The following is an 8,357-nucleotide window of genomic DNA, read 5'->3' on the forward strand; positions in this document are numbered from 1 at the left end:
GTAATAAAGACAATTTTTTAACTTGGGTGTGTTATTTAACATTGAATATAAATGAGTATAAAGGGTCTTAAACGAAACATCTATAACGAAATTTAGCTGTAAGTCTAGATGTGTAAATATTTGTATCTACAGTATTAATTAATAAAAAATATGAATATTGGTTGGCACGCTTTAATAATAGGGACGTGAATCTAATGGTTTTAGAGAAATTGGGTGAAGGCTTGAGAAACGCTATTAATAAGATTTTGCGTTCAACTGTTGCGGACAAAGCAGCTATTGAAGAATTAGTTAAAGAGCTTCAAAGAGCACTTCTAACGGCTGACGTAAATGTGGAACTAGTTTTTGAGTTAAGTGAAAAGATTCAGAAAAAAGCTTTTGACGAAACATTACCTCCTGGTATAAGCAGAAGAGAACATATTGTCAAAATAGTTTATGATGAGCTGACCAATATTCTGGGGAGAAAAGCTTATTCCCTAGAAATTAAGCCGGGAAAGGCAAATGTTATCATGCTTGTTGGTATACAAGGTTCGGGTAAAACTACCACAGTTGCCAAAATTGCGCGTTATCTTGGTAGAAGAGGCGTCAAAACCGGGGTAGTTTGCGCAGACACATTTCGTGCTGGTGCGTATGAGCAACTTCAACAGCTAGTAGATGAGTTGGGAGTACTATTTTATGGAGATCCAAATAGTAAAAATAGTGTTGCTGTTGCTAAGAAGGGTATTGAAAACCTTCAAAAAGAAGGGTGCGAGGTAATCATTGTTGATACGTCTGGAAGGCATAAGGAAGAGAAGGGATTAATGAAAGAAATGCAAGATATTGCAAAAGCTATTCAGCCTCAAGAAATAATACTAGTTGTGGATGGAACTCTTGGACAGCAGGCATCTACCCAGGCTCGAGCATTTAAAGATACAACAGACATCGGATCAATAATAGTTACTAAACTGGATGGTTCAGCCCGAGGAGGAGGAGCTCTTTCGGCAGTGTCAGCTACAGGTGCACCTATTAAGTTTATAGGTATTGGGGAAAAGATTGAGGATATTGAGAGTTTTAATCCTACAGGTTTTGTGGGGCGTTTACTAGGAATGGGAGATCTACAGAGTCTATTAGACAGGGTTAAGGAAGCAGAAATAACAACAGATAAGGATGCTGCTATGGCGCTTTTAAGTGGTCGTTTTACACTAAAGGATTTTTATAACTCTATGGAACAGTTGAAAAAGATGGGTCCTATCAGTAAAGTTTTGGAGTTACTGGGACTTGGCGCCAAAGTTCCAAAAGATTTGAAAGATGTTGCGGATGACAAAATGGGTAATTGGAAAGTAATGATGCAATCAATGACTAAGGAAGAATTAGTTAACCCCAAGATGATTGATCGTCCTAGAATTATCAGAATTGCTAGGGGATCTGGCACTCAACCTAGAGATGTTAAAGAGTTGATCGACCAGTATTTTGCAGCTAAAAAAATGGCCAAGATGATGGGCAAGAGAAGATTAAGGGGAAAACCCGGAATGCAACTCCCCCCAGGTATTACACCAGACCAGATCAAGAAATGGAAAGGATAATAAGCATGAGATGTTTCAGCGTTCTGTTAAATAATATCCCTATAATTACTCGAAAACAAATTGACCTAGGGTTTATTGAGCAAACTGTTTCAAAGCTTATTGCATGCATAAGAGCTGCTTTTTTTCTTTCACAGGGAGTCAGGAGAGATGTGATATTTTATATTTTAGTTGAAGATGGGAATCATATGATTAAATTAGTTGGTGATAAATTGAAATATCTTGGGCCAGATACTAGGTCTATTGCTATGTTACTGATGAAGGCACAGACAGGGTTAAAACAACAAAACATAAAGGAAGCCATGTTTAGACGTGGAGTTTACATTTCTGAAAACTATGTTGGCGCATTAGAAACACTGAGGAAAATAACTGTAGATCATGTGATTTTTCCGAATACTAAGGGGAAGAAAATTGAGAAGATAACATTTAGAAATAGTTTAAATTGTATTATACCAATAGAATATCCATTTCCTGATTTTAGAATTTATCAACTCGTTAGGGAAGGATATGAAGAAGTATTTTTTAGGGATATCTACCCAATTGACAGTTTCATAGTGATGATAAACAACAAATTGGATGTGCTCCGGGGTAATGATAATAATGGAGATAATTGATCAGGTAATAAATATTCTAAAAGAGCACAAGCTATGTGATAATTGCCTCGGGAGACAATTTGCCTTATTGGGTACAAAAGCTACTAACGCTGAAAGAGGGTACTCAATAAAGATGGTGCTAACACTTATTGGGCATAAATATTTTACGATTGATCAGGAGATGGGAGAAAATTTACTTAAAATTGTGGCTATTAACGGATTTTTTACACCTGCCTTAGAAACACTTCGAAAAAAGGGTCTCGAACTAAATATAGAAAGCAAATGCGAGGTTTGCGAAAATATTTTTTCCAAAAAGGAGGAAATAGCAAGAAAAATAGCTATAGAATTGGAAAATTATAATTTTAACAACTTTCTTATAGGATCAAAAATCCCGCCTAGAATTTCTGAAAAGGAGGACATGTTAAGATCGACTTTCGAAATCAATACCAGTGAAGCATTAAAAGCAGAAATTAATCGTGAAATCGGTAAAGTTTTAACAATGATTACTGGCAAAAATGTTGAGTTCAATAGACCTGATATACTGATAGTGTTAGATATAGAAGATTTATCACTGTCGATTGAAGTTAACCCACTTCATATTTCAGGAAGATATTTGAAACTTGTAAGAGGCATCCCCCAAACCAGATGGCCGTGCCGAGAATGTGGGGGGGAGGGCTGTGAAAGGTGTAATGGTACAGGTAAAATGTACCAAGAATCTGTTGAGGAGATCATTGCTAAACCAGTATTAGAAATTACTGAAGGAGAGGAAACGAAATTTCATGGAGCGGGAAGAGAGGACATAGATGCTAGAATGCTAGGAAATGGACGCCAGTTTGTGTTAGAAATTAAAAATCCGAAAAAACGTGATTTGGATTTAAAGGAGTTAGAAAATATAATTAATGATCGCTCTGAAGGAAAGATAAGAGTAATGAATCTTAATTTTTCTAACAAGGAAGAAGTTAGACGCATTAAAGCTCTGGCTCAAACATCTAGCAAAACATATAGTGCTTTAGTAGAGTTAAAAGATCAAGTACCACCAGAAAATCTAGAACTATTAAAAACTAAACTTTCGGGAGAAATTATTCGTCAACAAACCCCGATAAGAGTATCACATCGAAGAGCGAACCTAGTTAGAACGAAAAAAGTTTTCAAAGTGGATTACAAAATACTTAATTCAAATAAAATGGAGCTAATCATCGAATGCCAAGGAGGGCTGTACATAAAAGAATTTATTTCCGGGGACGAAGGCCGCACAGAACCAAGTATATCTTCCATATTAAACACGGAAGCAAAGTGTCTAGAGTTGGATGTAATAAAAGTAAATCAGATTTGAATTTTAAGTTTCAATTAAGTATAATAGATTTTTTAATACCATTAAACATTGGAAGAATTTGAGGTATATAAAGTGAAGATAAAACGCATAGAAATAGGCGAACAGATGAGTGTATTGGATCTTGTTAGAGAAATGGGGGCATCTGGAGTTTTTTGTGCAGGGCGTTTAGCAAAAGCAGTGGACATTTTTGTTCAGATGGTGAGCGATCCCGATGTCAAGGTATTTCTAGGTTTGGCTGGGGCCCTTGTGCCTGCAGGATTAGGGGGGTTATTTGCGGATTTAATTCGAGAAGGATTTGTGGATGTTATTGTTAGTACTGGAGCAAATATAACGCATGATATAATCGAAGCTTTTGGTGAGCACCATGAAAGGGGGGTAAAGGGTGATGATTCTGAACTCAGAAAGCGGGGCATTAATCGTATTTATGATGCATATGTTTCCGACAAAGCTTTTATTAAGTTTGAAGAACGAATTCAACAAATTTTTAAGGATATAAATGTTGAAAAAAGGAAAAATGGTATTTCTGTATGTGACCTTTTAAATGAGATTGGTAAGAGACTAAAGGATAAAAATTCCTTTGTAAAAGCCGCTGCAGATGAAGGGGTTCCAATATTTTGTCCAGCAATAACTGATTCTATTCTTGGACTCCAAGCATGGCTTTTTTCCCAATTAAACCCCCTTAAAATAGATGTGCTAGAGGATTTGCATCAAATCATTAACATAGCATATGAAAGTAAAAAAAGTGGCGCCATTTTTCTAGGTGGAGGGTTTCCAAAGAACCATATTTTGCAGACTATGCTAATTACTGGTCGAGGATTTGATTATGCCGTTCAAATCACTCTTGATAGACCGGAATCTGGAGGACTAAGTGGGGCGCCTCTAAGCGAGGCACGATCTTGGGGGAAATTAAAAAGCGATGCAAATAGTATAGATTTGATAGCCGATGTTACAATAGCATTTCCGATTTTAGCGGCTGCTGCCAAGCAGAGATTAAAAAAAGATGTTTAAAACCCGCTTTATGGATAATGCCAAGGCGTGAACATGGTTTCCGATTTTTTTGTTGCCTTATTAATTCGTTCTAATGGGCGAGTTAAGTGACGATGAGCTCTGGGCGGGGGGAGATATAATTTTTCGGTTATATTTCGGGATATTTTTAAAGTTGTTTTTTCCGCTTCTTTTAATTTTAATCCACATTTCTTGCATTTAAATCCCTTATTTTTGCCCGCAGACGTCATACTTTTTCCACATTGAGGGCATTTCGGATTGAATTTTACTTCAAGCGTAGCAAGTTTGAGAATTTCGATTTTTTCTAGATTAATAGTTATTGGATGATAGGACGATGCCGGACGAACACCACCATAAACACGGACCAGATCGCCGGGAATTAGATTTTTTATAATTTCTCGGAACTCACCCGTCGGTTCATAAGCAGCACAATCAATTACTCCAGTATGATCTTTGATCTGTATAATTACGTGGCCTCCAGAAATTGTTTTATGTTTACTAGAAACTATCCCATTTATTATCACGCATGAATAGGGTCTAACTTGGGAAATACTTGGAAAAAATCGTAAATGCGCATCCGTACCTTGGTTGGTTCTATAAATCACCCATCGTTCAATAGGTTCAAGAGACTTTACCATACTATTTGCTGCATAAACAATTTCTGCAGAGTTACCTCTAACACCATAAAGAATTGGATCAGGACCATGAGGCGTAATTAGTATACGTCCATCATCTAGATTACAGAAGGTGTTTGGAGAAGTATTAGAGTCCATATTTCTAACTGACTTAATATCTAATTTACGGGGTTTACCACAATTTTCTGGGGTTCTATAAGTTATTAATTCATATGTGTGGTCATTATCCAGGAGTGTACCTATTGCAGCTAGTGCACCAATAATGCCTCTGGCATTTTTAAACGTAAATATTTCTGCACCCACATTCTTAGCTATTTTTAAAGCTTTATCTATCATTACAATATCCTGTATAGTCTTTTTAGAAAATTTTGTTATTATATCAGGTACTGTTTTTCCCTTGTAAAAAACTATACCAGGATTGGTGTTTTTAAAAGCTAGTTCTGCTCCACGTTTTATCTCATTTAGAACAATCTGTTTAACTTTATTCTCTAAATCATTATCAATCTTTATTCTTAAACACAGAGCGGCATTTCCTCTAGTACGAAAAGGTACATTAGGGTTTAAGCGTATTAGCAACGGATAGTCGATGAAATCTACATTTAATAATGAAAGTAACTCTACCAGTTTAGCGCATAAATAAGTAGTACAGCCACCTGAGGGAGAATCTGTATCATCAAACCCTATATGAAGAATAGTCACTCAAAAACGCCTCTTAGAGTTACAATTTAAACAAATAGTTTCCTCATTTATTTTTACACTACAATCCTCACATACCAATAGACCACAGATGTTACACGCTCGATCAGATAATTGATTTTTGCATACTGTACACAACGTTTCATTACACATAATACAAATATTTTCCGCCAAGCAGTTTTTACAAATCATTCTATTACACAAACGGCATTCAACCTCAGCTTTTTCTTTTTCACAAATTTCACAAACTCCTGATGGGCTCATTTTCCATCTTGCTCAAGAAATTATTATTAACTATTGAATTTTCCATTAGATAAAGATAATAATAAAAATTTATTTAAATATTAAAAATTATAGGGGATATAAACATTTTTTACTGGTTAGAAGATCAAATAAAGAATAAAAAAAATACTGTTATGAGAATTTGTCCGGTATTAGAGAGCTAAAGTATTTTTGAAATAAAAGGAGGAATGTTAGAGTTTAACCTCCTTCCTCGGCAACAATAAGTGTAAGGGTTGAAACAACTCCTTCTATTTTTCGAATCTGCCAGATAATTGTTTGCTTCAAGTTTTCCATCGATTCAGTTTCAATTTTCGCTAGAATGTCGTACACTCCGTACAGAATATATGCTTCCTCTATGCCCTCAATTTTAGAGACCTCTTTAAGAACCTTCTCCTCGTTAGCAGGTTCCGTATTTATCAAAACAAAGGCTATAGGCATTACCACCACCACAATTCATTATTTTTGTAAATAATATTTATTACTTCAAAGTACTTATCTTTAATCCAAAATTGACCAAATCAAAATGCTAATCACTAATGATTTAACATTGATTATTAAAAACTCTTTGTAGACACTAAGCAAAAAGTGTAGTTTTCGAATTATTATGAAAAATACTTTTAATCTAAAATTTTGGTGGACTAGTGAATAGAGACATGAAATTATATTTGTATAACGCGAAGCAGTGTTCTCCGAATTTATGCACTGGTTTAAAATTGGCAAGGCATGATAAGGTGAGATTATTACGTCGCTTATCGGAAATTCCAAAAAGTAGTTTGATACTGGATCCTTTTGCTTTAAAAGCGCTATCGCCCGAAGACGATAAAGATATAGTTAGGCGCGGGCTCACCGTTATAGACTGTTCATGGAAAAATGTTGCGGAAACCTTTAATAAAATTAAGGGTATTAAACGCGCTCTGCCCTACTTAATAGCTGCGAACCCAATAAATTATGGCAAACCAACAAAACTAAGTAGCGCAGAGGCTTTTGCAGCTGCGCTTTATATAACTAACCATAAGGAGAAAGCAGAAGAAATTCTCAGTCTATTTAAATGGGGATTAAATTTTATCAAACTTAATGAAAATCTTCTCGAGGACTATTCAAAAGCAGAAAATAGTACAGAGATAATTAAGATTCAAAACACGTATATTTCCTCCATAGAATACCAAGAGGAATAATCAAAAAATAATATTAAAAATTGATTAAAAAATTTAAGAAGTGACTTTTTAATTATCCTAATAATTTCAGACCGAAATAAGGGCAGTAGAGTTATTGAGGGGGGGATGTGCAGAGAGTAATCCATCTTCTGTTCAAAGATCAACGTCACCGTTTAATCTTTTGACGACATTCCGCTTAGCGTCCTACCCGCCGCCTCCCGTGGGAATCCTAGGCAGCCTATTTGGACTTGCATCCCCGAGGATGGCCGTTTCAACAATTCCTTCTGAATCCTCAGCGGTTTATTTCGGAACGCTTTCCAATAGTATTGGTTTTTACGTTCTTAAGCCGCATCATAGTCATCAATCAGATGGATGTATCGTTTACAGTCCTTAACTAGAAGGATTTCTGCTCCATTGCCAGACTTCTCAGCCTGCACTTTGCAGTGCTCGAGCCCCACATGATGGATGGATTTCCTCAGCGTCAGAAGACACCGGCAGTCGTCCTTCTGCTCATCACCCCATAAAAAATACAAATTTGAAAATATAAAAATATCTGATAAAAGAAAAGTTACAAAACTTATTAGATCCCTCCAATAAGAAACCGATATATTAGAATTAGTTGTGAAAATTCGGAAATTAATCAAAACACCTTAGTTTTAAATTCTAAGAGGTTTTAAAGAAAAAATATATATACTTCAAAAAGGTTCAAAACCACATCACAGCTATATAAAAAATCAAAGTAATCTAATCTATAAGTAGCTAGAATTAAATAAAGTCAAATATAACTCACAAAGGATAACATGTTAAGATGGGCGGATAGTCTAGACGGTTATGATGCCGCACGAATGAAAATTCGGGCGAAGCTTACAACGCGGAGGTCGCCGGTTCAAATCCGGCTCCGCCCACTCAAAGACTCTTTTTCTGATAGGTAACTCTGTTTTTATTAAATGCTTTTTAAGATCATCTATGTTTGGTAAGTTTTAACTACATTGAAAATTTAAAAAGTTCATTAATTATAAGTTTTATACAAATTACATCTCTATTAACAAGTGTAGAAATCATAGACATTTGTCACCCCCCTCTTTAAATTTCTTTTCCGAGTT

At 35.6% G+C, this 8,357-nt stretch carries 7 protein-coding genes, 1 tRNA gene and 1 other RNA gene; 6 read left to right on the top strand and 3 right to left on the bottom strand.

Annotation, left to right across the window (positions count from 1 at the left end; translation table 11 throughout):
- Positions 1-194 precede the first annotated feature (194 nt).
- From ACUVXA_RS12490 to ACUVXA_RS12505, 4 genes are all read left to right on the top strand, one after another.
- The gene (locus tag ACUVXA_RS12490; RefSeq protein ID WP_445871602.1) at positions 195-1,559 is read left to right on the top strand and encodes a signal recognition particle protein Srp54; all 1,365 of its coding nucleotides are present in this window, start codon (positions 195-197) and stop codon (positions 1,557-1,559) included.
- Positions 1,547-2,170, top strand: coding sequence for a hypothetical protein (locus ACUVXA_RS12495; RefSeq protein WP_445871603.1), 624 nt, complete (start codon positions 1,547-1,549; stop codon positions 2,168-2,170). Before ACUVXA_RS12490 ends, ACUVXA_RS12495 begins: the two co-directional genes overlap by 13 nt.
- A complete protein-coding gene (locus tag ACUVXA_RS12500; protein WP_445871604.1) occupies positions 2,157-3,482 on the top strand; it encodes a tRNA pseudouridine(54/55) synthase Pus10 in 1,326 nt (441 codons plus the stop codon). Before ACUVXA_RS12495 ends, ACUVXA_RS12500 begins: the two co-directional genes overlap by 14 nt.
- Before the next feature lie 72 nt (positions 3,483-3,554).
- The gene (locus tag ACUVXA_RS12505) at positions 3,555-4,490 is read left to right on the top strand and encodes a deoxyhypusine synthase (protein WP_445871605.1); all 936 of its coding nucleotides are present in this window, start codon (positions 3,555-3,557) and stop codon (positions 4,488-4,490) included.
- An 8-nt stretch (positions 4,491-4,498) separates the two neighbouring features.
- On the opposite strand, the gene ACUVXA_RS12510 is transcribed toward ACUVXA_RS12505, so the two are convergent.
- Positions 4,499-5,821 (bottom strand): TiaS agmantine-binding domain-containing protein, encoded by a 1,323-nt coding sequence (locus ACUVXA_RS12510; RefSeq protein WP_445871606.1) that lies wholly within the window; start codon positions 5,819-5,821, stop codon positions 4,499-4,501.
- 477 nt (positions 5,822-6,298) lie between these two features.
- Entirely contained in the window at positions 6,299-6,538 is a 240-nt protein-coding gene (locus ACUVXA_RS12515; RefSeq protein WP_445871607.1) for an Lrp/AsnC family transcriptional regulator, read from the bottom strand.
- 215 nt (positions 6,539-6,753) lie between these two features.
- Here ACUVXA_RS12515 and ACUVXA_RS12520 point away from each other — a divergent pair, with 215 nt between their 5' ends.
- On the top strand, positions 6,754-7,275 hold the full coding sequence (locus ACUVXA_RS12520) for a DUF367 family protein (protein WP_445871608.1): 522 nt from the start codon (positions 6,754-6,756) through the stop codon (positions 7,273-7,275).
- Between the two features lie 105 nt (positions 7,276-7,380).
- Here ACUVXA_RS12520 and rnpB read toward each other — a convergent pair.
- An RNA gene (rnpB, locus tag ACUVXA_RS12525) (RNase P RNA component) lies at positions 7,381-7,768 on the bottom strand.
- A gap of 296 nt (positions 7,769-8,064) precedes the next feature.
- Here rnpB and ACUVXA_RS12530 point away from each other — a divergent pair.
- Positions 8,065-8,159 (top strand) — tRNA-Val (locus tag ACUVXA_RS12530).
- Positions 8,160-8,357 lie beyond the last annotated feature (198 nt).

Source organism: Candidatus Jordarchaeum sp. (assembly GCF_052745115.1).

Bases quoted from the DNA above. Each gene is read 5' to 3' on its own strand.
- ACUVXA_RS12490 (WP_445871602.1), top strand. From the start codon at position 195: ATGGTTTTAGAGAAATTGGGTGAAGGCTTGAGAAACGCTATTAATAAG.
- ACUVXA_RS12495 (WP_445871603.1), top strand. From the start codon at position 1,547: ATGGAAAGGATAATAAGCATGAGATGTTTCAGCGTTCTGTTAAATAAT.
- ACUVXA_RS12500 (WP_445871604.1), top strand. From the start codon at position 2,157: ATGGAGATAATTGATCAGGTAATAAATATTCTAAAAGAGCACAAGCTA.
- ACUVXA_RS12515 (WP_445871607.1), bottom strand. From the start codon at position 6,538: ATGCCTATAGCCTTTGTTTTGATAAATACGGAACCTGCTAACGAGGAG.
- ACUVXA_RS12520 (WP_445871608.1), top strand. From the start codon at position 6,754: ATGAAATTATATTTGTATAACGCGAAGCAGTGTTCTCCGAATTTATGC.